We start from the raw sequence: 25,953 nt of genomic DNA, 5'->3' as shown, positions 1-25,953 counted from the left end.
GATTTATTTTGGCTGCCGTAGCAACTTTTATATCATATCAGAGTGGCAAGTGATTGTCAACTCTTTTTTAAAAGTTTTTTTCGATTTCGTTTTTTGAAATCTTTCAGCAACTCATTTATCATAACTTATCGTTTGTTATTTGTCAAGAACTTTTTTGAAGTTTTTTTCAATAGAATCAACCTTCGCAAGCTGTTCTTTTTTAACGACTCAGTTATCTTATCATGTCATTAGCAACATGTCAATAACTATTTTTCAAGTTTTTTTAATGCTATTTTATTTGCATATTACTTAAAACAACAAAAATGAATATATCATGTAAATTTACACATGTCAATATATTTCTCAGCCTATTTTCCCTCGTACATTTGAATTTTGACCACATAAATCGATTATATCTTTTATAGTAGAAAAATAAAGACAAAAAAAGAACACATAACACACTTGATGTTAAGTGTTCAACTGCTCTAACTGTACGAAGCGCTCAGAAATTTGATTAAAATAGGTAAAGACTATTTATTTAGGATAAGTTGCTCCATCAACTGCTCATTGTATCCAATAAATAGAACTTCATCGATAATGATCAACGGACGTCTGAGGAGTTTTGTATGTTGTGTACATAAAGAAATCAGTTGTTTCTTACCTACACAGGAAAGGTCTATCGCAATGTTATGGAAAGCCTCAGACCAAGTCGCAAATAGCTGTTCTGCTTGCACTTCTTCAAAACTGCATAATTCTTCTGCTTCTTCTGTACTTAGATCGCGTTCTTCTAAGTCAACAAATTGATAAGGCAATTGATGGTATTCTAACCATTGTTTCGCCTTCAGACTGGTTACACAGTGCGCCGATCCGTAGACTTTCACTTCCACGAAGACTCCCTCCCTATGAACTTAAGATGTTATTGTTTTGTAAATAGATTAGGTTTCTAGCAACACACCGAATTTCACGAGGGACAAATGAACGGATTTCATCTTCATTGAATCCGATTAGTATTCTTTTTTCATCAATCAAAATAGGTCGTCTCAATAATGAAGGATATTCTTTGAATAGGACGATCATTTGCTTTAAAGTTAATTCGTTAAAATCTATTCCCAACTTCTCGTAAATTTTCGACCGAGTGGAAATAATATCTTGAACTCCTCCTTCAGTCGCTGCTAAAATCTTTTTGATCTCACTTTCTGTTAACGGTTCGGCAAAAATATTTTTCTCTTCAAATTCAAGTTGATTCGCTTGCAACCATGCTCTTGCTTTTCTACAGGAAGTACAGCTAGGCGAAGTATATACTTTTATCATTTTCTCACTCCTTTTTAATTATAATCCAATTCTACAGCAATTTCTTTTAAAATACCAATTATTAGCTAATAAAAAATAAAAAAAGTCGAAAAAAATCGATTATTTACGTTTAAATAATGAGAATTATTCTATGTACTTCCTATTTTAATAATAGTATTCTCATTTTTCAAAAATAAATAAGGGAGGTGTGACAAAAATCTTGTCACACCTCCTTTTTCCGAATAAACGGTGTTCCAGAAGTAGCTTCTTCAAAAATAAGCCGAAATTTTACAAAAATTTGAGAAGCAATTTCCGTAAATTCCTTCTTATTTCTTGAAGCTGACCACTCCTGTCACAACCTCTTTTCCATCACTTTCCTTTTTTCATACGACTACCGGTTTCTTTGACAAATCTCGATACTTTCAATTTTCTTGTATTTTTCATTTGAGGTACACATAGATACAGACGATTTCTTGCTCTAGTCATCGCAACATAAAATAGTCTTCGTTCTTCTTCTATCGTCGTCACTGGTTCTGCTTTTATTTCATTAGAGTCGATGACTTTCTTTTCTGTTGCTCCGTTATAAGGCAAACTTCCTTCGTTACAGCCAATTAAAAAGACATTTCTGTAACTAAGACCTTTACTTTTATGAATGCTCTGGATACATAGCGCATCAAGTTTTCCTTGTCTATAAGCAATCAAGCGGGTTTTTAATTCTTTAGCTGTTGCTTGGGTTTCTTGCGATAAGGCTTGGATACTTCTAAAAGTAGCATGTTGCTTTACTTCTTCTCGTATCCATTCTTGATCACTCTGATCGATTTCCTTAGCTATACGTGGCAGATGAAGATAGCTTTGTACAAGCGAATAGACTTCTTGATGCTGGTCTGTTTTACGCAACGCTTCCTCAAACTGGCGGATTTCTGCAGATTTGGATTTTAAATTGGGTCTTACCGACAAAATATAATCCGTAATGGCTGTATTTTGATATTTAGGAGAAAAGTATTGATCGCATTCACTTTTTTTCAGATAGCAGTCTACCATCAGCTGCCGCAGCAATTGCTGATAGGTTTGATTTTTCTTTTGCGGATTCTGAGCTGTTTGCCAATGAACGATTTTTTGATAGAACTGTTGGAAAGACTTGATACCAAAGATACCTTCATATGGACTATCTGCTTCCAGTACAAAAGGAATATTCGTTTTTAGCAGAGATTGGACAAGTTGCTGTGTTTGCGAAGCCGATCGGTATAATATGATCGATTCCTTATATTTCCCATTTTTTTGAATAAATGACTGAATTTGACTTATCAGCCACTGGCTTTCTGCTTTTGTATCTGAGAACAAATAAGCCTCCATAACACCCGCTTCTTTTTGTGCTGGAATCATCGCCTTTGGTATCCGATCATTTTTGTTATAGCTGATCAATCTATTCGCTCCTTGGACAATAGCTGCCCGAGAGCGGTAATTAGTTAATAAGAAAAGAGTTTTAGTAGGATATTCTTTTTCAAAGTTCTTGATATACGCTGGCTCTGATCCTCTGAATCCATAGATACTTTGGTCATCATCTCCAACAACGATTAACTTGATCCCGTTTTCCTTTGTCATCCGCTTCACGATTTCCCATTGAAGTGGATTAGTATCTTGAAATTCATCAATAAATAGATAATCATATTTCTGTCCAATATAGTGCTGAATCTCTTCATTCTCCAAAGCGCTTTTCAAATTTTGGAGTACGTCATTGAACTCTAACAATTGCTGCCTTCTTTTTTGTTCTTGGAGTTCTGTGAGCAATCCATACAGTCGTTCTGATATCGGTTGTCTTGTATTCTTATCAATGGAATCATATTTTTCTTTAACTAACTGAATCATTTCTTCTATTGATAGGTTCATATTCTGCCAATAGTCTAAGCGAGAAGCAATCGTTTTTTCTCCATATTGATCAAATAGATAAAGATTATATTTACGTATCAGCTGTTGCAAAACAGCATTTACTTTTTGCGCAGTATCTTTTGAAAAGTCTCCTTGTATCCCTTGCATTGCCACTTCAGGGAATTTTCGACAAATCTCATTGTATATCCTAAAAAAGATACTGTGGAATGTTCCGATATGGACAGCAGTTTTCCTTTGGCTGAAATTATCTACTCGTTTTTTTAGTTCATTTGCAGCATTCCGTGTAAAAGTGATCATCAGTATGCGTTCTTCGTCTACTTGTTTTTGTGTCATCAGGTACACCGCTTTTGCACAGATTGTTTGCGTCTTGCCGCTCCCAGCTCCCGCTATGATTCGAAGATGTTTCTCCATGTCGTATGTGATAGCTGCTTTTTGTTCTTGATTGAAGCGATTATAAGAACGTTTCTCCATCATTTTAAAGAAAGAGTTGTTTCCTTTGCTTTCTTTTTCCTGCATCTCTTCCTCAATAAGTCCAGGGGCTTCTCCATAAGCCGCTTCATAGGTAGCAATGATTTCTTCTTGTAGCCGAAAGACTTGTTGAAGCTTTTTATATTTGTTCTCCCAACGATTCAGTTCTTTTTGTAATCGGAGAATTTCTTTTTCATCCAACTGATTGATTTCCTTCCCATCTTTCTTCTTTGAAGTTGTTTCTTCCAATTTGATTATTTAAAATCTCGTTGTCTATTTTTTTCTTTATACTAACAGACCTTTCTAAAAATGAAAATGGGGAGCGAGATGATTTTGGTTTTCTGAAAATGTTTCCTTTTTTTCAATCGTTTATGCTAAGATAAGGAAGACAAAATTATATTCATAAAAGGTGATGAAAAAAATGCAGACTTCCTTTCACGAGGGGCGTACAATAGGTCTTTTGCTGACATTTATCGGAGGAGCAATGGACAGTTATACTTATATCCAGTATGGTGCTTTTGCCTCTGCCCAAACTGGCAATATCATCCTATCGATCATCCAAGCTTTTGACGGAGAGTGGCTAAGCGTTGGCAAAAAAGTATTGTCTACCCTTTTCTTTTTCTTAGGGATTCTTCTAACAAAGTATTTGATTGATTATTTTAGAAAAAAAGAAAAACATTTCTGGCGTTTATTTGTTCTATATTATGAAGCGGTGATTTTTTTCTTTGTTAGTTTGACACCTGTCCATGAACATCCCGCATTAGTAACGATTTTAATTGCTTTTACGGCTTCGATCCAGTGGGTGGCTTTTGATAAAATCAACGGGCGTGCCTACACCAATTTATTCACAACAGGAAATTTAAAAGGGGTAGCAACAAATTTATATGATTATTGTATTTCTAAAGAAAAAGCAGATTTTGATCGATTTTTCCACTATTTAACTGTCGTTCTTGCCTTTATCGCAGGGGCTATTGTCCTTGTATTCTGTCATCATTTGTTTGGCGCCCATTCGATTTTGATTGTTTCTATTTTATTCTTGATCATGGCCCTCACTCAGACATTTCAGTTATGGCAGTTTTATCATACGAACCGTTTCACCTTTTGATTCCCCTGAATCAAAAAAACTAAGCAGGATGCTGTTCACAAAGAAATATTTGTGAGTGAGCAATTTGCTTAGTTTTTTATTATTCAGTTGTAAAGATACCCTTTGCTTTCGGGTTATTTGTAGTGTAGCGGATCGATTGGGCATCTGCCTCTTCTGTCATTTTCTTTGCCCGCATCTTGATTTCTTGTACGATTTGTTCTCCACATGTTGGATCGGCTACGAAATCGTATTTATCCCCATCGATTACTATTTTGGGACATATATCAAACTGTTCATACCATTCTTCATAACGTCGATTGAGTTCTTTATAGTAGGAATAGAGTTCAGGATCTTGCTCTAGCTGTTCATATTCCCGACCTCTTTTTTTGATTCTTGCTAACATAGTTTCAAAAGACACACGAATATAAACCAGTAGATCCGGTTTCTTTTGTGGCGAAATTTCTTCTAATTCCTTCAGCATCGTCTCTAAAAGGCCCTCATACTGCTTTACTTCTACTTCAGAAACACGCCCTAAATCGGCATTCAGATGAAACAACATACTATCTTCGTAGATAGAGCGGTCTAGTACATTATCATCATGGCTGAAAGCATCTTTAATCGCCAAAAAACGTTTGTTTAGAAAAAATATCTGCAATAAAAAAGTATACTTTTCCGGATTAGAATAAAACAGTGGCAATACTTCATTATCCTCCACGTTCTCATAAAAAGGTTTTGTTTCTAAATCTTGGGCAAGCATTTCAGTCAGTGTGCTTTTCCCTGCACCGATCGTTCCTGCAACAATGATCACAATTATCGGCATCCTTCCTGTAATAAAATCTGTTCTTCATTTTACTACTTCATTTATAGAAATAAAAGCCTTGACTTTATCTGCTCCTTAAAGACTGCTTCGCCAATAGTAGCTAGAAGTCACGCCTATTCATGAAAATAAAAGAGTAGAATGGATGAACTTCTACTCTTTTATGCTCTCAACATTTTATCTGTTTTTATTCTTCTATTGTACTTGATTTGCGTACAACTAACTGCCAGTGCAGATTATGAGCGGTATCATTGTCTTCTGCTGCGCAATTCATGACACGTATCATCACGCTATTTTCATAGATTTTTTCTATTTTTCCTTTTATTGGTGATTCAAATAAATCAGATTTAAATGCATATGTTTCGCCGACTTCAAACAATTGTTCATTTTCCATAAGAATCCCTCCATCACCTTTTCTAAGGTCAGTAAATTTTTAACATAAAATAATCAAAAAAACACAAACTTGTCATAAAAAGTACTTTTCGTATCAAAACTGTCACCTTTTTTGGAAAGGATTTAAAAAATGAAGATTCTTTTAAGGAAATCATGACGGTTTTGATGCCAAAACCACTTTTTATGAAACAAAACACGTTTTTTATTTTTTTTAGCATAGAATTTGTGGTGGGGTACGTATGAGATGAAAGATAAAGTTGTGAACAAATTATTAGAAACCTTATTCAGCGGAGATAAATCGGAAGAAGATATGGTGTATGTCCAAGTAAAATTTGCCTTAGAAGTTTTATTGAACAACCTTGGAAAACTAGCGGTCGTTCTAGTCTTTTCTCTGGTGACGGGCTCATGGGCGGAAACAGGAATCACCTTTCTTTCCTATATCTGCATCCGCAGATATGCTTATGGATTACATTCCGACTCTGAATTCGTTTGTCTGCTGTGGACACTACTTTATTTATGGGGCGTTCCCTTGGTGATGAAACATCTGCAATTGACTATCTCCTTCCCAATGATGGTCTTTTTGTTAATCAGCTGCTTTTTGTTACTGCTTCGCTATGGATCAAGAGGTACAGCAATCAATCCCATTGAACCCGAGAAACGTCCACCATTATTAAAGAAGGCAATCAGCATGTTTCTAATTTTTTCTCTCATCACTTTATTTTTCTCAGCTTCTTACTTTTCTACCTATTTGCTACTTGGGATTGTTTTAGAAATAGCTACGTTGCTTCCTATTACAAACTACTTGATGAATTTTGGAGGAATCTTTCATGAAAAAAACAATCATTAAACAATTAACTAACTTATCTGACTTTTTTGTATCTGGCTGCTGCTTTGGTATGAGTTCTGAATTCAAAATCCCTGAAAAATTAAAAAAATAATACGCTAATTGTGCTATAATTTGGTAAAAATCAATGGGAGCTGTACTTTATGTTTTTATGGTCCATAGCGTTGCAATATTTGATTTACACAATTTGTATCTTATTGATTGACCATCATATCCGATACAATTATCTGTTTGCAGGAGTCACTCTGATTTCTTGCGTTTTGATTGGATGGGTCTACTCAGTTTTAGGGATTTTTACTGCTCTAATTGCTATAGGAATGCTGATGCTTACTTTTTTCTTCTTTTCGACTTCGCGTCAACAATTAGTTTACGCGCTTCCTTTTGGATTATTGACGTCGCTTTTAGGAGATCATTTAACAAGCATCGGCGATTTTTTTGTTTTGAAATCTGCGGTTGTTGAACCAGGAGATTCCTTGCAGTATTTTCACATTGCCTTATCCGCTCTTTTATCTGCTTTATTAGCTTTTTGTTTTAAAAAATCGTTAGAGACTTGGTTTCACACAGTGGACCGCCGTATGATCGGTACGATTGGGACGTTGATATTATTTACATACTATATCATTATTTTTTATACCCGTTTTTCTGGTGAAACACCTGATGTCTTAGCTTTGAATACTAGTTTTTTCATTCTCTATCTGTGTGTCGGCTTGATCATCTTGGTTTATTATTGGAAAATCTCTAATAAGAAATTAGCTGATCAGTTGTTAGAGCAACAAGTCAGGATGCAGCAGGATTATATCAAAGATCTGGAAAAAAACTATCAAGACTTGAGAGAATTCAAACATGATTACCAAAATCTGCTCTTTTCTCTTCACAGCTATATTGCAGAAGGCGACTTGGAAGGATTACGGTCGTACTACGATCAAACGATATTGCCTACACGCCAGATGATGAACCTTTTCCCGGCCAATCTAAGTATGTTGGATAATATGAAAGTTCCTGAAATACGCAGTTTGCTGTCATTAAAACTTATGATGGCACAGGAAAAAGGATTGATCGTCCAGCTTCATTTTCCTAAGCCAATCGAGTTGGATACGAAACATACGGTAAACCTTGTACGTATGCTTGGTATTATCTTGGACAATGCGATTGAAGGAGCTAGTGCTGCAAAGAAGAAAAAGATCGAATTGACGATCATCAAGAAAAATCATTCCGTGATGATTCGTGTAATCAATACAACAACAAATACATTACCGTTAAACCAGTTGAAACAAAAAGGTTTCTCAACAAAAACAAATCCAAAAAACGAAGGACTTGGCTTATTTATATTGGATGAATTGACAAAGACAAACCCTTATCTTTTCCTTGAAACATCAATTGAAAACCAACGTTTTTCTCAAACGATTTATATTCAAATAAAATAAAGGAGTAATGATATGATTCCCATTTATATTTGTGAAGACGATCCAAAACAATTGGAAGTTTTATCAACGGTGATCAAAAACAGGATCATGATTGAAAACTTAGACAGTTATGTTCATATTTCTACCTCTGATCCGGAAGAACTTCTCAATGCGGCCAAGATCAGAACTTCTTCTTTTGGTATTTATTTTTTAGATATTGAATTAGAAGACAGTGAAATGGATGGCGTAGCGATTGGTAAATTGATCCGTGAATTAGATCCTTTAGGAAAAATAATCTATGTGACTTCTCATACGGAAATGTCGATGAAAATCTTAAAAAGCAACATTGAGCCGACTGACTATATTGTGAAAGAAGACCTTTATGATTTAAAAGAAAATGTCGAGCAGATCCTGAGCAAAATTTTTGAAGATTTTCAAATGTCCCAGATCCAAAAAGATATCTTCAAAATAGAGTTCAATGATGAGATCAAATTTTTACCGATCAAAGAAATCCAATATTTTTCTACTTCGTTAGGCGCACCACATAAATTGGAAGTTCATTTGACTCATGCTCAATTGCAATTCTACGAGAAGATCAAAGAAATCGAGAAAATGCATCGGAATTTTATTCGTTGTCATAAATCTTATGTTATCAATACACAAAACGTGCGGTCGATTAATAAAAAAACCAGAGAAGTCACGTTGGCAAACGGTGAGACTATCCCTGTCTCTATCCGTGGATTAAAAAAGTTAATTTCATAAAAAGAACCGAATAGTTTGGACCGACTAAATAATCAGCCGATCCAAACCCTTCGGTTCTTTTTGCTTCTCAGTGCAAAAGCATTTCCTGTGCAATTTCACGGCCATCCATTGTGTCTGGATAAAATGTTGGCCAATTTTCCATTTCTTTTAGCAATGCCTCTTGACTTTCATTTCCTGCATATAAATGAAAATGTTCGGAGTCAGCCGGTGCAATCGTGTGATCACTGAATTGAATATATCTAAACGCGCCACTTTCCTTATCTTCTGCTTCGAATAGATACCTTACACCACGGTTTCCTGCCTCGTAGGTTAAGATTTCTTTCCCTACATAACGATAATTTGAACGTTTCGTTGTTCCATCCTTAAACGTAAATGCCATCTCTTTCTCACCGATCTTGATTGAAGCAATATCTGTTTGATAGCCCTTCGTATAGTATTCTTTATATTCTTGTGCTGTCTTATCCTGATTCAATTTTTCTTTATATTCAAAAACAGGATCGAATGTCCCATCTTCTACATACGTATCTACTGACTGCCAAGTTCCTGCCCAATCTGAAAGAGAGCGATCTTGTACATCCTCGTCTTCGAAATAACCGTTATAGACGCTCTTTTCTTTTTTGGGAGTCAAAGTATCTTCTAACAGGTTTTCTGTCTCTGTCGTTTTTCTCAACGCTTCGAGGTTGGCTTCCATGATAGAAAGATAGTTTTCTCCATTTTCTATTTGTTCATTCGTCAGCCCCTCCAAAGGATTCAATACTTCTAAAGATACACCTGCTTCGTTTGCTAACGTTCTGGCAATACTATCTTTGGCGTTTTCTTCAAAATAAATATAGTTGATCCCGTGTTCTTTAACAAAGTGTTTCAGTTCAGCGATTCTCGCCGCAGAGGGTTCTTCACTAGAAGAAAGACCAGCAATAGATACTTGATTCAATCCATATTCTAATGCCAGATAGTTGAATGCAGCATGTTGCGTGACAAAAGATCTTTGTTTTGCTGGCTTAAATGTTTCTTGATAAAGCTGATGGAGTGCTTGAAGTTTCTCGGTATAGGCTGCTGCATTTTTTGTCCATACTTCCTGTTTTTCTGGGTAAGCTTCAATCAACTGATCACGTATGCTTGCTACCTGCTTGATTGCTAAACTTGGTGCTAGCCATACATGCGGATCTAGCTCATGTTCATGTGTATGACCTTCTTCCCCGTGTTCATGGTCATGATCATGTCCTTCTTCACTTCCCGGAAGTAAAAGCATACCTTCTGTCGCCTTTATCGTATGGACGTTGCCTTCTTGTAATGTTTTTTGGATTGTGGGGACCCATGTTTCCATATTTTCATCATTATAAACAAAGATATCTGTATCTTGGATCTTTGCCATGTCTTTAGCAGAAGGTTCATAATCGTGGGAATCAGTCCCTGCTGGAATCAATAATTCTACTTCTCCTTCATCCCCGACGATTGCTTTTGTAAAATCATACATAGGATAAAAGGTCGTCATCACGCTCAATTTTTCCTTACTGTCCCCTGCTTCTCCACTTGCCCCGCAACCAGCTAACATACCTGTTAAAACCAGTGTAGCCAATATACCTATCAGTCGTTTCATTTATAACACTCCTTCTCATCTTCTTTCATTTGAATGTTCCGATTCGCCTCTAACAAATCGTAATAGTTACGTTTTAGCAACAGGATTTAATTTATCATAGGGCTAAAAGAGCTGTCAAGCGTTTTCTTATTTTAATTGAGGAGAACTTTCGTATGGATGATTCACGATATTTTTTCAATCAACTCTATCATTTTCCTTTTATCCCCTCTTTTGTCTATAATAAAGTTATAGACAAAGGAGGAAAATGAGTGAAAAAAGAAACAGATACAACGAATCGTTTGATCCGCTTTTTGGGAGGCAAAACCTCTTACTATGTTTTAGGTATGGTGATCCTGCTGGCACTGATCATTTATTTTTTCCATCAGATTTCATTTATATTCAAGCCTGTTGGGATTATTATCGCTACTATCTTGCCCCCATTATTGTTTGCGCTGATCTTATATTATCTTTTGGAACCAGTCATCAAACGTTTAAGCAAGCACCTTTCGAGGAACCTGTCAGTCATTATTGTTTATGTGATTATTTTATTTTTATTGGGGCTTGGAAGCGTATGGCTTGTTCCTTTTCTTGAAGAACAGACAAAAACATTGATTAGCAGTTTGCCAGATTTATTTCAAGATTTCCAAGAGAGTCTCCGTCAATTTTTGGAGAAAACACCTTTTGCCGATTCATTTAATCAATTTTTTACTTCTATTGATGACGTGACGTCTGATATAGCTGGCTTTATTGGAAATTATTGGGAAAGTGGCGCACAACGGATCAGCAATATTTTTTCAACTGTTACAGCTATTTTCATTACTTTATTTACTGGGCCCATTGTCACTTTTTTTCTTTTGAGAAATCCTCAAAAATTTTATCAGTCAGTTTTAGCGATTGTCCCACCAGCCTTTCGTACAGATTTTAAAAATTTGACAAAGATTGCTAATCAACAATTGGGTTCATTTTTAAAGGGGCAGATCATTGCTTCATTTATCCTTGGAGCAGTCTACTGGGTTTGTTTCTTACTGATCGGATTAGAATTTGCCAGTGTTTTAGCTATTTCTGCTGGGTTATTATGTATTATTCCATATATTGGACCGTTTATCGCTTTTTTCCCGGGTTTGATCATTGCATTCCAAGACTCTACTTTTATGGCTGTCAAATTTGTCATTGTCTGGTTTGCCGTACAGCTTCTCCATGGTGACTTGGTAATTCCTCGAGTAATGGGTGATCGGTTGCAGATCCATCCGATTACGATCTTAATCGTTTTGCTTGTCATGGGTGATCTAATGGGAATTGTGGGCGTTATTTTCGGTATTCCTATCTATACGTTAGTCAAATTACTCGTTACTTTTATTTTCCGTAAATTCAAACAACGCTACAATAAATTTTATGGCGACAAAGGAGAATATGAACACTCTTCATTTTCTGAAGAAGATTATTTTAAATAAAATAAAAAACGTCGATCTCACGAGAATACTCGTAGGATCGGCGTTTTATACTTTTTGGTTTTAGTTTTTTAGTAAAGCAATTGCCTGATATGGTTTTAGCTCCAGATTTTGATGAAGAACAGTATCGGAATAATTATCGATAAGAATATCGGCTTCTGTGAATCCTTCTGGAATGGTGATCCTTGTATCTTTATCATAGAAATTTGTTAATACAAGCAGCTGCTGCCCTTCAAATTGGCGAAGATAGCCATAAACTTGCGGATGATCTGCTCCATAAGCATGATAATCGCCTTGTGCAACGATTGGATATGTTTTTCTCAACCGAATCAATTTCTTATAATAGGACAAAATAGAATCCTCAGAAGATCGTTCTTTCTCTACATTGATCTCTTCTAGCTTACCTGCAACTTTTAACCAAGGTTTTCCTGTAGTAAAGCCTGCTTGTTCTGCATCGGACCATTGCATGGGTGTTCGAGAGTTATCACGAGATTTTGCTTTGATTCGACGGAACGCCTCTTTTTCTGTGAATCCTTGTGCAAGGAGCAACTTGTAAGCATTCAAACTTTCTACGTCAATATAGTCGGAAATTGAGGAATAGTCTGGATCGACCATGCCGATTTCCTCTCCCATATAAATGTATGGTGTTCCACGATTTAAATGGATCATGGTTGCTAGCATCTCTGCTCCTTGTTTTCGATACTGATCGATAGCTACAAACCGATTGAGCGCACGTGGCTGATCATGGTTATTAAAAAATAAAGCATTCCAGCCATTACCATCACTCATCTTTTCTCCCCAAGTATGGAACAGTCGCTTTAATTCTGAAAAATCAAATGGAGGAGTTGACCATTTATTGCCATTTTCATAGTCGACTTTCAAGTGATGAAAATTAAAGACCATTGATAATTCTTCTCTACTAGGTTCTGTATACAAGATACAATTTTCGATCGTCGTAGAGCTCATTTCACCGACTGTGATGATAGTGGAATCCGTCCCAAACGTTGCTTGGTTCAATTCTTTTAGATACGTATGGGTGATTGGTTTATCCGTATATTCAGGTTTACCATCATTTTCTTTATTGTTTTTCAATTGCTCGTCTTTACCGATAACATTGATAACATCGAAACGGAATCCTTTTACCCCTTTTTCCATCCAAAAACGAACTACTTTGAATAATTCCTCTCTTACTGCTTGGTTCCGCCAGTTCAAATCAGCTTGTGTCTGATCATATAAGTGCAGATAATATTTTCCTGTATCTCCAAAGGGCGACCAAGCACTCCCACCAAATTTTGATACCCAGTCCGTTGGTTCTTCTCTTAAAATGAAGAAGTCCTGATAATACTGATCCCCTGCTAGTGCTTTTTTGAACCATTCATGTTCTGTCGAAACATGATTCAATACCATATCGAGCATGACTTCTATTTGGTATTCTTTTGCTTTAGCTATTAGTTGCTCGAATTCTTCCATCGTACCAAAGATAGGATCGATGGCTGTGTAATCAGAGATATCATAACCGTTGTCTTTTTGAGGACTTGGATAAATAGGATTTAGCCAGATCATATCGATCCCTAAATCATTCAAATATGGCAGTTTTTCTTTAATTCCTTTTAAATCTCCAATTCCATCACCATTACTGTCTTTGTAAGATTTGGGATAGATTTGATAAATGACTTTGTCTTTAAATGTCATGGATATTTGCCTCCATTCAACTGATTTCTTACCTATCACAACTTATATATACAAGTTATCATTTATTATAACTGAACCGAAAGCGTTTGTAAAATTTATCTTTATACTTCCTAAGAGGGTGTTGTCCAATAAAAAACAAGAGATCAGACATGTATTTGTCTAGTCTCTTGTCTAAAATAGCAAAATGTTCTTGTTTCTTCTATAAATGATGTTCAAAAGCTTGCATCTACGACAATAAGTCCTTTCAAATGAAAAATATGAGGAGCTGTTTTCTTAAATTTCTTCTTATTTCTTGAAGCTGACCACTTCTGTCACAACCTCTTTCTTAAACGGTGTTCAATCAGCTGACCTTCGGTATTAGCTCAACAAACGGCAAAATATGAGGAACTATTTTGCCGTTTGTTTCTCTAATACTCAGGTCAAACCGCTGATTTCACAACCTCTGTTTTTATTCATTCGATTTCAACGCATCAATCATATCGATATGCTTTAATTTGAAATGGGTAACAATCATCACAATAACCGTGAATACGATGGTTAATCCTGCTGATAAAACATAAGCCCACCATGTAATCACTAATGGAAAGATGACATTTTCCATAGATGCTTGTTGTAAGATAAAGTCAGTCAATACATATCCTACACCAAATCCTCCAATGATCCCTAAGAGAGTAAAAATGATATTTTCTCGAACAATATACATCGTGACTTCTTTATCAAAAAATCCAAGGACTTTTATCGTAGATAATTCGCGTACACGTTCGGAAATATTGATATTAGTTAGATTATACAAGACGATAAAAGCCAGCAATCCTGACAATACGACAAAGATTAATACAACCGAGTCTAAGTTTGCCATTGATTCTTCTTGCGTTTCGATTTGTTTGGACATGAAAGACGTATTTGTCACAGCGTCTGTAGCAAGCAGTTTCTCGGAAAGCATTTCTTCTTCTTTCGTTGTCATCTTATCTGTACGCACCAAAAATGCATTATCCGTCATCGATTGATCAGTCACTGAAGCGTAATATTCAGGGGACAGATAAATAAAGCTGCCTAGATAGTTTTTCACGATTTCTTTTACTTCGACTTTCCATTCTTTTTGATTTTCATCATAAAGCGATATATGATCTCCTGTAGATAAGTCAAATAGTTCTGCTGCTTTTTGCGTAATAGCGATTCCTGCTTTAGGTAAGGAACGTGGGTTCTCTTCAAGATTTGTTAAATGGATAAAACGATCAAAATCAGCTGTTTTACTCGGTACGATCACTGTCAGACTTTGCGAAGCATGCCCTTTTTTTCTCAATTCTACGGTTTGAGTATGAATAGCTAGGATCTCATTTACTTTTTCTTGCTGCTGCAACATATCCACTGCTTTTTGACGACTCTCTTCCGTGGATGAATCTAATGTAACGATTGCTTGATAGTCAATGATCGGTCCAAATTGTTTGGCTGAGACAGAACTTAGAGAATCTCTCAATCCCACGCCCGCAACCATCAGACCGGCACAGCCAGCAATTCCGATAATCGCCATAAGCATTCTTGACTTGTATCGGAAGAGATTTCGATAACTGATTTTTTGATTAAAGCTAAGGCGTGACCACAGCGGAGTGATGTATTCAAGAAAAATACGTTTCCCTGGCTTCGGTGCTTTCGGCTGAAGCAGTGCAGCAGGCCGTTCTCTTAGATCTTTGAACAAAACAATCATTGCAGCGCCAAATGCGGCAATGAAGAATGCGGCAGCTGCTTGTAAAATCGGTGGCCAGTCATAAAAAACAAGAGCACTCCCAATGTCATATCGCTCGTTAGATAGTTCAAAAATGATTCTTGGTAAAAGATTCGTTCCTAATATCGTTCCTAAAACAATGCCTATTCCTGAAGCTAGACTTGCATAAATTGCATATTTTTTTGCGATTTCAACTTTCGTATAACCTAACGCCTTCAATGTTCCTATTTCCCTGCGGTTTTCTTCTACCATACGCGTCATTGTCGTAAAAGTGATCAATGCGGCAATAAAGAAAAAGAAGACAGGAAAAACATTGGCGATTGCTGCGATACGTTCAGCCAGATCACCAAATTCTTGAAACCCGACATTTTCTGAACGTTCATTGTACAGGTATGATGGTTTAGTTAAATTTTCAATTTTTTCTGCATTTTCGTTCCATTCTTCCTCTGCAGAAGCTAGTTCTCGTTCTTTCTCAACTAACTGCCTTTCTTGATCAGCGAGTTGAGCTTCTTGTTGAGACAAAGTTTGTACAGCGATTGTCCGTTGCGCTTCAGGAAGCTGCTGGATAGCTGCTGACTGCTGCGCTACCTGTTTTTTAGCATCTTCTAACTGTGTTCTTCCCTGCGCTATTTGTGCTTTGCCTTCTGTTATTTTTTGCTGTGCTGGTTCTAATTCTTCTTTTGCCGATTTTTTCAGTTCTTCTAAGCGTTCTTCGGGTCGATCTTGTAAATACTTTTCTGCCTTTTCTTGATTTTGCTCCATTTTATCTTTGTAAGCTTTGCTGTACGTATTCAAATTCTTTACGTTCGTAAAATCAAGATATAAGACAGAATAAATATCCGTCTTGAAATTGGATTCAGGCAAATAGACAAAATAATCAACGCTACCATTTCCGACATTCGCGTATCCTCTCTCCAAATTGTTGATGAACAATGGAGAACGGACAAAGCCAGTGATGGTATACTCTTTTTCTTTCAATTCATCTGAATCAATCTGATAGATATCTCCGATTTTATACCCTGCATTCTCCGCTTTTTCATCTAATAAAAGTTGGTTGGGTTTTTCCGGGCGTTTTCCATCAATTAATTGTAGCTTGTTCTGCCTGCTATTTTTGTTATAAGAAAAGATTTGGATCACTTCATTTTTTCCAGTATTGGAATAATAGATCTGTTTTCCTGTTTCTACTTTTGCATCTGGGATCTTTTCTGCTTGAGCGATATCTTTTTGTGTCAAACCACCAGTAGAAACGATTTGCAAATCAGAAAGTCCTGCTGTACCAACATAGTGGTCCATCGTTTTTTGCATGACAGGTCCAGCAGTTTTGACACCTACAAATAAAAGTGTTCCTAGCATGACAATAAGGATGATTGCAATGAACCGCCCTTTAGATTGCCGGATTTCGCGAAAACCTGCTTTAAGATATGTTTTTGTTTTCATAAAATCCTCCTACCATACAATCTCATCAATGGATGAAGGATGCTCATTCAATTCCACTGACCTTACTTTTGCATCATTGATGTGGATGACTCTATCAGCGATGGGCGCTAAAGCAGAATTATGTGTAATGATCAAAACAGTATTGCCATGTTGTCTGCTAGCATTTTGCAATAATTTCAATACTTGCTTTCCTGTTTCAAAATCCAGTGCACCTGTCGGCTCATCACATAAAAGCAGTTTAGGGTTTTTGGCTAATGCTCGAGCAATGGAAACCCTCTGCTGTTCGCCTCCTGATAATTGGGACGGAAAGTTATTCAATCGATGAGCTAGGCCCACTTGCGTCAATACTTCTACAGGATCAAGCGCATCAGGGGAAACTTCCGTTGCCAGTTCTACATTTTCTTTTGCTGTTAGATTAGGAACGAGATTGTAGAATTGGAAGACGAACCCTACATCTGTTCGTCGGTAAGCAGTAAGCTGCTTGTCTGAAAATTGCGCAATATCTGTGTTATCAATAATAATCTGTCCTTCATCAGGTGTGTCCATCCCACCTAAAATATTAAGAATCGTTGACTTTCCCGCTCCACTTGGGCCAAGTATAATCACTAATTCGCCTTTTTCAATTGAAAAAGAAATATCGTCATTTGCTGTAATGGTCGTTTCTCCCATCTTGTATCGTTTGTATTCATTTTTTACTTCGACATACTTCACGCTGATTCCTCCATTTTCACGATATTTCTCGCTTTATCTATGCATCGAATACGTTTTCTCACACTTATTTTACCATTGAATTTCTCTAGACTAAAGAAAGGAATTCTTTATTTAGTTGACAAATAAACGATTTATGATTTACTTACATAAAAAACATTGTTATTTGAAAGAAGGAACATCATGAATGATTTAAAGGAAAATATGATTTTTGATTTATCAAAAACTGCTTTTGTCGCGATCGACATGCAAAAAGGGATCGTAAATAACGGTACACTCTCTCCACACACTGCAGCATCTATTCTGACAAACAATGATTTGTTAGCAAAAGCATTGAAACATACCGTTGCCTTGAAAGTTTTAGTGAATGTAGACATCTCCACTTTCCCTTATTTGAGTCAACAAACTGATATGGGTGGAATGACTGCTGCTTCTGTACCTCCAGAATTCACTGATTTACTTTTGAAGGATTCTTTGAAAGATACAGACAATATGTTGACTATCACAAAATACAATCCAAGTGCTTTTTTTGGTACTTCTCTTGATCTTCAACTTCGTCGTCGTGGAATTGAAACCATCATTTTAAGCGGTGTAGCGACAACAAACGGTGTATACGCTACTGCATTGGATGCCTTCCAACACGGGTATCATGTCGTACTTGCTGAAGATGCTTGTAGTGATCGCGACAAAGAATCGCATCAATTGTTCATAAACAAGATATTTCCGAAAACTGCACGAATACGCTCAACGAAACAAATAATCGAAGCGATCCAACAAAGTAAATAGGGTACTAGCGTATATGATTTTCATTTACTTCTTTTTGATTTCATGGGAAAATAACCACAGGATTTAGATAGGAGTATGAACATGGTGAAAAAAAAGATCACAATCAAAGAAGTCGCTAAACTTTCCGGCGTTTCAATCACAACTGTCTCCTTGATATTAAATGGAAATACGGAGAAATTCAGTCCGAAAACCGTTCAGAAAGTTTTAGCTGCTAAAGAAGAATTAGGTTATCAACCTGATTATTTTGCTAGACAAATGATTACCAAGGAAACGAAAACGATTGGCGTACTCGTTCCTGATATCACGAATCCATTCTTCAGTACATTGATGCGAGGAATTGAAGATATCTTGTACAATCAGAACTTCGTCACGATATTATGTAATGCTGATTCTGATCATCAAAAAGAAATCGAGTACCTAGCCGAACTCACACGTCGAGGTGTGGATGGATTCATTATCGCGACTTCTGCTGTCTCTACAGATGCAATCAACGAAAATTTGAAAAAACAAGGCCGGCCCTTCATTGTTTTGGATCAAAAAAAATCTGAAGGATTTAGTGATGCCGTACGAACAGACGATTTTCGCGGTGGTTATCTGGCAGGTATGCACCTGCTTAGTCTAGGACATCAAACGATCGCCCTTATCTATCCTGAAAATCTGCCAGAAAATGTCCACGCTCGAATTGATGGGTTTAAATCTGCTCTTGATGTTTACCAAATCCCTCACGACCGTCTGATCCTCTTGCCTACACAGTTCTCAAAACAAGGCGGCTACCAAATCACAGCCAAACTTCTTGATTCTGCTGCAACTGGTGTGTTTGCTTTAAATGATGAATTAGCTTTTGGATTATATCGCGGATTAGAGGAAGCTGGAAAAAGCATCCCAGAAGACTATAGCATTATTGGCTATGATAATATAGACATGTGCGAATATATCAAGCCAAAACTGACGACGATCGCACAACCAATCTTCGAATTGGGGCAAACATCTGCCCAATTATTGTTAGATCGAATCCAATTCCCAGAAAAAGAGTGGGAAGAAAAACGGCTACCTGTACGACTAGAAAAAAGATTTTCGACTGCACCCTTGAAATAGCTTTCAAGGTGTGCTATATTTTTATCGAACTATTAAAACGTTTTACTAAAACGTTTTAAAAAATAATTCTTTCCATCAAAATGAATGAGATAGTTGGAGGTTTGTGAAATGAACACGGTTACAGTAATTGGAAGTATTAATATGGACACTACCCTTCGTTTAACCAAAATGCCAAAACCAGGAGAAACGATGCATGCACATGAGATTTTTCACGCTGGCGGAGGCAAAGGCGCCAACCAAGCAGTGGCAGCCAAACGTTCAGGCGCACGAACATCTTTTATTGGAGGTGTTGGAACTGACAGTGAAGGACAGCAATTGTTGGATCTACTGACGAAAGAAAATATCGATACATCTGGAATTGCTGAAATTGAGGGCGCCGCAACCGGACAAGCAATGATTATGGTGGACGCAGCAGGAGAAAACAGTATCTTGATTCATGCAGGCGCAAATAATGCTTTCCATGAACGAGAAGTTCGAAAGAACAAAGAATTGATTACAAACAGTGACTTTATTATTGCTCAATTCGAAAGTAGTTTAGATGCGACGATCCTAGCTTTTTCTATTGCAAAAGACGCAGGAAAAACAACGATCCTGAATCCTGCACCAGCTAGAGAAACCATTCCTACTGAACTACTCGAAAAGACAGATATCATTATACCAAATGAGACAGAAACAGAAATTATTACAGGAATCAGAGTTACAGACCATGACAGTTTGGTCGCAGCAGCTGAAAAAATGCATGAATTAGGCATCGGAACAGTAATCATTACATTGGGTAGTACCGGTGCTTTCTACCACACAGAAAAAGAACAAGGTATCGTCCCTGCTTTTAAAGTAGATGCTATCGATACGACAGCCGCAGGTGATACATTTATTGGGGCATTGAGTAGCACACTTCAGCCAGATCTTGGTAATTTGAAAGAAGCGATCCTTTATGGAAATCTAGCCTCTTCTATTGCCGTACAGTCTTATGGTGCGCAACCTTCTATCCCTTACCGTGAAGCTTTAGAACAATCAGCAGTCATAAATTAACAACGAGAGGAAGAAACAAACATGAAAAAAGGAAAAGTAATCAATTCAGATATTTCACGAGTAATCGCGCAAATGGGACACTTTGACAAATTAAGTATCGGGGACGCAGGCATGCCTGTTCCCTTTGGTACTGAAAAAATAGATTTAGCTGTTTCAAATGGACTTCCAAGTTTTTTATCTGTTTTAGAAAACGTTTTAGAAGAACTTGAAGTACAATCCATTGAATTGGCGGAAGAAATAAAGACAATGAATCCGGAAATATTGGAAAAAATCAAATTACTGTTACCAGATACACCGATTAGCTTTATCCCACATGAAGAAATGAAAAAAGACTTGAATAACTGCCATGCATTTATTCGTACAGGCGAGATGACACCTTATGCCAATATTATCTTAGTGAGTGGAGTGGTCTTCTAATGGAAACGACAATGAATCCTGAACAGATGGTACTGTCCGAACAGATTCATCTGCTGATTGATCAGTTAGGGGGAAAAGACAATATTGATTCTGTCCTCCCATGTGCGACTCGGCTTCGTATCAAATTACAAAAACAGCCAGCAGCAAATGTAGAAAAATTAAAGCAGCAAATCCCTTCTATCAAATATTTCATTTTACTCGATAGATATGCAGAAGTAATTATGGATCAGGGATTGGCCCCTGCTTATAAGGAATTGACACGTCAAATCGATCATTCAGCTCCGAAAGAAAAGTTAAATCCGATCGAAAAACTATTTGGTTTGATATCGGAAATCTTTACGCCAATCATTCCCCTATTTGCCGGTTCTGGTATATTAAAAGGTCTGGTTGTTTTAGCGACTACGATTGGCTGGCTTAGTGAAACGAGCGGGACTTATCATATTTTGTCTGCCGCGTCGAATGCTGTCTTTTATTTTCTGCCCATCTTTCTCGCTTTTTCTGCCGCCAAAACGTTTAAAGTGAATGGATATATCGCGGCTGTCATTGCTGCAGCGCTGATTGAGCCAAATTTGACCTCTTTACTTTCAGATAGTGGAAAAGCAGCTACTGATTTTCTGGGGATCCCTGTAGTACTGATGCAGTACACGTCTACTGTCATGCCGGCGATTTTAGGTATTTTCTTTTATTCTTTTGTCGAAAGATTCCTTAAAAAATATATTCGCGAAAACATGCAATTAGTATTTGTACCTTTACTTTCATTAGTCATCACGGTTCCTTTGACATTAATGGTCTTCGGACCTGCCGGTGTTTATCTTGGTGAAGGCTTAGCTGCAGCAATTACTTGGATGATGGATATTAACGGTCCGATCAGTGGAGCAATCATCGCTGGAGGCTGGAACATTTTGGTGATATTTGGTATCCAATGGGCTGTAAATCCTGTCATGATCAGCAATATCTCAGCTTATGGGTTCGACCGTATCGTTCCGTTGACAGGAGCAGCTAATTTTGGAATGGCTGGTGCAGCTTTAGGGGTATTCCTACGAAGTAAACGTTCAAAAACACGTTCGATCTCCGGTTCTGCTTTCGCTTCGATTTTACTTGCGGGAGTGACCGAGCCTACTGTTTACGGAATCGCGATTCCATTGAAAAAACCATTTGTTGCTGCTTGCATCGGTGCAGCTGCTGGTGGAGCTGTTATGGGATTTGCTCAAGTGAAAGCGATCGCTTTTGTATTTGGTAGTCTGACCACATTGCCAGCCTTTATTTCCGGTACTTTTTTCTGGTACTTAGCAGGATTGGCTGTTAGTCTAGTCGTAGCAATGATCACCACCCTTGTTAGCGGGTTTGATGAAGACCTGATGTCTTACGAATAATGAACGAAAAAAGACTGAAGTATGAGATGCTTATCACATATTTCAGTTTTTTTCTTTTTTAGGATCGTTATTTTTATAAATTTTTTGTGATACTCTCCAATCTTTGGTATAATTTACATATGCATGACCATTTTTATCCCCACTTGTTTATCCCCAAACAAAGATGGTTTATGCAATAAAATGAACATCAAACCACAACGAATGACTGCTCGTTGCTTTTTTACAACTTGTTTTATTTAGAATACTCAAGCAGATTCATGGAAAGAAAAAGCTTTTCGACACGATTATCTGTTCAAACGAATAACTTATGAATGCTGAATAAAACAGAAAATCAATGAAAGGAAAAGGACTAGTTTATTATGAAAAACAAAAAAACGATGCGTTTGCTAGCTGCTACTTGGCTGATTGCTCCTACTGTTTTGTCGACTAATGCCGTATTTGCTGTAGATAATCAAACAACCGATCAAACAGTCACAACAGGTACATCTACTTCCAGCTCAGCTACTAGCGAAACAACGGATTCTTCTGCAGAAGGCACAACCGGAACAACTGACTCATCAACAGAATCGACCGAACCAACTGATCCGGCTGATCCATCAGAAAATGAAAAGCCAGCCGAGACATATACCCTTACGATTGCTCCTTCTTTGATTGGGAAGATCCAACTAACTGCTTCGTCAGAGGATACCGCTGAACAGCAACCTTTGAATATCACAGAAAGCGGAACGGTAGAAGGTTTATCAGCAGGAATGAAGGTGACTTACACTATTACGCCAGCTGAAGGTGAACAAATTGCTTCAGTCGCTGTGAATGGTGCTAAAGAAGTGAACTATGAGGCAAAGACTTTTACAGTAGGTACGAACAATTTATCTATTACTGCAGAATTTGAACCTGTACCGGATACTTCAACAGAGGAACCAACTGATCCTAGTGAAGAAGTCCCTAGTACACCAGATCCGGAAACGCCAAATAAACCAGATGAGGGTAATAACAACAATAGCAACAATAACAACAATAATAATGGTTCAAATAATTCAAACAATAATAACAATAATTCGAACAGCGGGAATTCTTCGAATCAAACAAACCCATCTGGATCGAATAACAATGGAAATACTCAGAGAGAACCAAACCATCCAAACAATGGTTCATCGAATGGCGGAACAAACAATGCTTCGTCTCGTCCAAATACAGCAAATCAAAGCAGTATAGAGAATCCATCTTCTGCTTCTTCTGATTTTGTTGTAAAATCACCAATTGATGCTGTATTGCCTACAAATGCAACGAATGTCCAACAAGCAATCGTTCGAGAAGCATTCAAGCATCTTGGAAAACCATACGTATGGGGAGCAAAAGGTCCAAATACTTTTGACTGTTCTGGTTTGACTTATTACGTATATATGAAAGCAACCGGTCATTATATCGGTGGCTGGACAGGCGAACAGCAATATGCAGGTACGCAGATTCCAGTAAGTCAGGCCCAACCTGGCGATCTCGTCTTCTGGGGACCTTCTTCCGGTGTTACTCACCATGTAGGTATCTATATTGGTAACGGACAATTTATCCATGCGCCCCAACCAGGAGATAAAGTTCGAGTAACTTCTATTTCAGATTTCACGCCTGATTTTGCTGTCCGAGTAAACTTAGCAGGTTTACCTGCTGCTTCAGGTTCGCTGACAGGCGGCTCATCTATTTTAGATGGATTAGATGGCTCGTTCCATTTCAGTCAAAACCAAACAACTGATCAGTTCCTGAAAAAGATTGCAGATGATGCACAGGAAATCGGCCAAAAAGAAGGAATCTACGCATCAGTCATGATGGCTCAAGCTATCCTTGAAAGTGGATCTGGAAACAGCTTATTATCAAGCGAACCAAATCATAACCTTTTTGGTATCAAAGGATCGTATAAAGGAAGCAGCGTGACCTTCAATACACTTGAACAAGATAGTTCGGGACAAAGCTACCAAATCCGCGCCCAATTCCGTAAGTATCCTTCTTACAAGGAAAGTTTGGAAGACTATGCCGACTTGATCAAAAATGGACTGACTGGCAATCCTGTCTTCTACAAACCAACTTGGAAGTCGGAAACAAAAGACTACAAAGAAGCAACCAAATATTTGGAAGGACGTTATGCTACAGATCGCCAATATTCACAAAAATTGAACGCGATCATCGAAGCGTACGACCTGACAAAATATGACGAACCGAAAAAAGAAGCAGCAACAACTGAAGAAGCAAGCACTGAAATCCTCCATATGTCTAAGCGATTCGATGTGCCAATCAAATGGACAACAGATGGCGTGCCAATCACAGGATTAGAATTTTCAACGATAAAACGCGTCAACAATGCTGCTTCCATCTTCCGTGTCGCTTCAATCTGGGATTTGTGGAACACTTTCACGGCAAGACAGATACCAGAAACAACTACTCGTACAGTTAAAGCTGCAACTGTTCCGGTACTAACTTTGTTAAGTTTAGACAAATCATTCTGGCTTGATCTGCCTTTAAAGAAATAGAATAAATAAAAAAGGGCGTGTGACAGTGTCACATTCCCTTTTTTAATTTACTCTATTTCTTTATATTTATTTATTTTGTATTCCGTTACAAATTCGCGTACTTGGTTAGGTTCCAGAGTGACATCTCCAAAGCTTTCAAGCCGCTCCGCACCTGGCAATTCTTGAGTCTCAAATGTGATACCGCCATGATTTACTAATTTCTTCCCACGCATTTTTGGCCCATCTTCTCCAAAATTTGCGGTAAAAATCACGATTCCCGAAGCATCCGTTTTTACTTGGATTGATACTTTTTCATCAGGGCTCGTCAATTCCGCTGCCTTTAGCAGATCGGGTTGTTTTTTCAATAAAAATGGATGATCGATACCGCCTACCATCATTGATTGGCGAAAATCACTGGCGAATACCTCACCTAATTTTTTAGGATGTTGAAAGTCAAATGCTGTACCGCTTACTGAAACCACTTCTCCTGTAGGCGTCGTATCTTTATTGAGCGTAGCGAATAATCGGCTGTTCAACCAAAGCGTATGTTCGTCGATTGGCTGTGCTGGATCACCAGTTAAATTGAAATAAACATGATTTGTCGGATTGAATACCGTTTTCCGGTCACTGATCCCTTGGACTGTCACTCGCCATGTATCATCATTCGTCAGTGTATACCGTACTTCTACGTCTAACGTGCCAGGAAATCCATTTTCCATGTCTGGACTAGTCTGATAGAAAATGACCGAGGATTCGTTTTCACCATTAATAACTGTATAATGCCACTGCTTGGCTTCAAAGCTAGGTGCACCGCCATGTAAACAATGTCCAGTATCTGGATCTGTTTTTACTTTGAATGTTTCATCATCTAATTTGAATGTGCCATCCGTGATCCGTCCAGCCATACGTCCGATTGAAGCTCCAATATAAGGGTCTTTTTCCAGATATTCTTTTGCTTCATCAAAGCCTAGAACCAACTCTCGTTTTTCATTATCGATCATTGTTTGAAAATGGACGACTCGTGCACCTAGATCACTGACAGACAAAGATGTCCCATTTTGATTCGTGATCGTAATCAAGTGATAGTTTCCGCCAAAATTTTGTTCATTGATTTCCATGTTCCTTGCACCCTCTTTTCTTTCATTTGTACTGATTCCAGTATACATGGAAACCGTTTTCTTAACAGCTTATTCCGTGAGTAACGAGAAAAAATTTACTATATTCTAATAAAAGACCGAGAAAAA

Annotated in this window: 21 protein-coding genes; 11 read left to right on the top strand and 10 right to left on the bottom strand. The window is 37.5% G+C overall.

From position 1 onward, the window contains the following. Positions 1-509: 509 nt before the first annotated feature. The 3 genes from A5849_RS03650 to A5849_RS03635 all read right to left on the bottom strand — a co-directional run bounded on the left by A5849_RS03650 (position 510) and on the right by A5849_RS03635 (position 3,825). Positions 510-866, bottom strand: coding sequence for a Spx/MgsR family RNA polymerase-binding regulatory protein (locus tag A5849_RS03650; protein ID WP_002310798.1), 357 nt, complete (start codon positions 864-866; stop codon positions 510-512). Positions 867-879: 13 nt separating this feature from the next. Then, the gene (locus A5849_RS03645; protein WP_086309962.1) at positions 880-1,290 is read right to left on the bottom strand and encodes a Spx/MgsR family RNA polymerase-binding regulatory protein; all 411 of its coding nucleotides are present in this window, start codon (positions 1,288-1,290) and stop codon (positions 880-882) included. A 348-nt stretch (positions 1,291-1,638) separates the two neighbouring features. Next, positions 1,639-3,825, bottom strand: a complete 2,187-nt coding sequence (locus A5849_RS03635; RefSeq protein ID WP_002314068.1) for an ATP-dependent helicase — start codon at positions 3,823-3,825, stop codon at positions 1,639-1,641. Positions 3,826-4,045: 220 nt separating this feature from the next. On the opposite strand from A5849_RS03635, the gene A5849_RS03630 reads away from it, so the two are divergent. Further along, the gene (locus A5849_RS03630; protein ID WP_002310796.1) at positions 4,046-4,729 is read left to right on the top strand and encodes a YoaK family protein; all 684 of its coding nucleotides are present in this window, start codon (positions 4,046-4,048) and stop codon (positions 4,727-4,729) included. A gap of 79 nt (positions 4,730-4,808) precedes the next feature. Here A5849_RS03630 and A5849_RS03620 read toward each other — a convergent pair whose 3' ends face one another. Both A5849_RS03620 and A5849_RS03615 read right to left on the bottom strand, forming a co-directional pair. After that, positions 4,809-5,528 carry a deoxynucleoside kinase gene (locus A5849_RS03620; protein WP_002312814.1) on the bottom strand — a complete coding sequence of 240 codons (720 nt, stop codon included), beginning with the start codon at positions 5,526-5,528 and terminating at the stop codon, positions 4,809-4,811. A 184-nt stretch (positions 5,529-5,712) separates the two neighbouring features. Continuing rightward, a complete protein-coding gene (locus A5849_RS03615) occupies positions 5,713-5,919 on the bottom strand; it encodes a hypothetical protein (RefSeq protein ID WP_002293266.1) in 207 nt (68 codons plus the stop codon). Positions 5,920-6,162: 243 nt separating this feature from the next. On the opposite strand from A5849_RS03615, the gene A5849_RS03610 reads away from it, so the two are divergent. The 3 genes from A5849_RS03610 (at position 6,163) to A5849_RS03600 (ending at position 8,927) form a co-directional block, all read left to right on the top strand. Beyond that, positions 6,163-6,765 (top strand): accessory gene regulator B family protein, encoded by a 603-nt coding sequence (locus tag A5849_RS03610; protein WP_002293263.1) that lies wholly within the window; start codon positions 6,163-6,165, stop codon positions 6,763-6,765. Positions 6,766-6,905: 140 nt separating this feature from the next. Continuing rightward, entirely contained in the window at positions 6,906-8,186 is a 1,281-nt protein-coding gene (locus A5849_RS03605) for an ATP-binding protein (protein ID WP_002373258.1), read from the top strand. Positions 8,187-8,198: 12 nt separating this feature from the next. Further along, positions 8,199-8,927, top strand: coding sequence for a LytTR family DNA-binding domain-containing protein (locus tag A5849_RS03600; RefSeq protein WP_002293258.1), 729 nt, complete (start codon positions 8,199-8,201; stop codon positions 8,925-8,927). A 67-nt stretch (positions 8,928-8,994) separates the two neighbouring features. Here A5849_RS03600 and A5849_RS03595 read toward each other — a convergent pair whose 3' ends face one another. Next, complete coding sequence (locus tag A5849_RS03595; protein WP_086309961.1) at positions 8,995-10,524, bottom strand: zinc ABC transporter substrate-binding protein AdcA; 1,530 nt, start codon at positions 10,522-10,524, stop codon at positions 8,995-8,997. Positions 10,525-10,772: 248 nt separating this feature from the next. Here A5849_RS03595 and A5849_RS03590 point away from each other — a divergent pair, with 248 nt between their 5' ends. Next, positions 10,773-11,954 carry an AI-2E family transporter gene (locus A5849_RS03590; protein ID WP_002293256.1) on the top strand — a complete coding sequence of 394 codons (1,182 nt, stop codon included), beginning with the start codon at positions 10,773-10,775 and terminating at the stop codon, positions 11,952-11,954. Positions 11,955-12,014: 60 nt separating this feature from the next. Here the strand turns inward: A5849_RS03590 and treC are convergent, their stop codons facing one another. The 3 genes from treC to A5849_RS03570 all read right to left on the bottom strand — a co-directional run bounded on the left by treC (position 12,015) and on the right by A5849_RS03570 (position 17,514). Continuing rightward, positions 12,015-13,643, bottom strand: a complete 1,629-nt coding sequence (gene treC / locus A5849_RS03580) for an alpha,alpha-phosphotrehalase (protein ID WP_002314064.1) — start codon at positions 13,641-13,643, stop codon at positions 12,015-12,017. Between the two features lie 448 nt (positions 13,644-14,091). Further along, entirely contained in the window at positions 14,092-16,803 is a 2,712-nt protein-coding gene (locus A5849_RS03575; protein ID WP_002345394.1) for an FtsX-like permease family protein, read from the bottom strand. A gap of 9 nt (positions 16,804-16,812) precedes the next feature. Then, positions 16,813-17,514, bottom strand: coding sequence for an ABC transporter ATP-binding protein (locus A5849_RS03570; RefSeq protein WP_002310780.1), 702 nt, complete (start codon positions 17,512-17,514; stop codon positions 16,813-16,815). A 180-nt stretch (positions 17,515-17,694) separates the two neighbouring features. Here A5849_RS03570 and A5849_RS03565 point away from each other — a divergent pair, with 180 nt between their 5' ends. The 6 genes from A5849_RS03565 (at position 17,695) to A5849_RS03540 (ending at position 24,730) form a co-directional block, all read left to right on the top strand. Beyond that, positions 17,695-18,297, top strand: a complete 603-nt coding sequence (locus A5849_RS03565) for an isochorismatase family protein (RefSeq protein WP_002335186.1) — start codon at positions 17,695-17,697, stop codon at positions 18,295-18,297. A gap of 81 nt (positions 18,298-18,378) precedes the next feature. Next, positions 18,379-19,392, top strand: coding sequence for a ribose utilization transcriptional repressor RbsR (rbsR, locus tag A5849_RS03560; protein WP_002310778.1), 1,014 nt, complete (start codon positions 18,379-18,381; stop codon positions 19,390-19,392). A gap of 108 nt (positions 19,393-19,500) precedes the next feature. Beyond that, complete coding sequence (gene rbsK, locus A5849_RS03555; protein WP_086309960.1) at positions 19,501-20,424, top strand: ribokinase; 924 nt, start codon at positions 19,501-19,503, stop codon at positions 20,422-20,424. A 21-nt stretch (positions 20,425-20,445) separates the two neighbouring features. Continuing rightward, complete coding sequence (gene rbsD / locus A5849_RS03550; protein ID WP_002293242.1) at positions 20,446-20,841, top strand: D-ribose pyranase; 396 nt, start codon at positions 20,446-20,448, stop codon at positions 20,839-20,841. After that, positions 20,841-22,214, top strand: a complete 1,374-nt coding sequence (locus tag A5849_RS03545) for a PTS transporter subunit EIIC (protein ID WP_002316674.1) — start codon at positions 20,841-20,843, stop codon at positions 22,212-22,214. The genes rbsD and A5849_RS03545 overlap by 1 nt, the downstream gene beginning before the upstream one ends. Positions 22,215-22,573: 359 nt before the next feature. Continuing rightward, on the top strand, positions 22,574-24,730 hold the full coding sequence (locus tag A5849_RS03540) for a glucosaminidase domain-containing protein (protein WP_002345396.1): 2,157 nt from the start codon (positions 22,574-22,576) through the stop codon (positions 24,728-24,730). Between the two features lie 47 nt (positions 24,731-24,777). On the opposite strand, the gene A5849_RS03535 is transcribed toward A5849_RS03540, so the two are convergent. After that, positions 24,778-25,827 (bottom strand): aldose epimerase family protein, encoded by a 1,050-nt coding sequence (locus A5849_RS03535; RefSeq protein ID WP_002314061.1) that lies wholly within the window; start codon positions 25,825-25,827, stop codon positions 24,778-24,780. Positions 25,828-25,953: the final 126 nt, after the last annotated feature.

The organism is Enterococcus sp. 10F3_DIV0382 (assembly GCF_002140245.1).
GTDB lineage: Bacteria > Bacillota > Bacilli > Lactobacillales > Enterococcaceae > Enterococcus_B > Enterococcus_B lactis.
This window is presented reverse-complemented; position numbering and strand designations above follow the sequence as displayed.